The sequence below is a fragment of the Borrelia persica No12 genome (assembly GCF_000500045.1).
Classification (GTDB): Bacteria; Spirochaetota; Spirochaetia; order Borreliales; family Borreliaceae; genus Borrelia; species Borrelia persica.
In genome coordinates this window covers 1-442 of the sequence record NZ_AYOT01000222.1, presented here as the reverse complement: position 1 = coordinate 442, position 442 = coordinate 1, and the positions used below count along the sequence as shown (strand labels likewise).

The 442-nt window shown below is 30.5% G+C and carries 1 protein-coding gene; it reads left to right on the top strand.

Annotated features, from left to right (window positions below):
• Window positions 1-442, top strand: a 442-nt coding sequence (locus U881_RS0107645; protein ID WP_024653844.1) for a DUF759 family protein, incomplete at both ends; no start/stop codon positions are given.

Here is a 442-nt window from a genome sequence, read left to right as displayed (position 1 = left end):
AAGACTTAAGAAAAGAAGAATATGAATCACTTGCTAAAAAAAATAAATTCATAAGTAAAGTTGCTTCTAATGTTAAAGATATATCTAGAATTGCTGCAGGTACTGCTATTGGTAATATAATAAGCACCTCTTTTCAAGGTGGTCTTGGAGATATAATGAATTTTGCAAAAAAATCTATTCAAACTGATGCCATGGTTAGCAAGATAAGTGCAGTTACTTCACAAATATTTAAGACTCATGAAAAGAACGCAATTAATAGCATTCTTGATTCAATGTCTGGATTTGCCAGAAGCATTGATAAAGAAGATTTTCTTAATTATGCAGGCGTTATTAGAAAAAAATTAGAATTCTTAGGACAGAATAATCATCAAAACCTAACTCAAGCAGTATCATTTGCAGCAAAACTTAAATCTACGGGAGTTGTTAAAGATAATGCTACTGC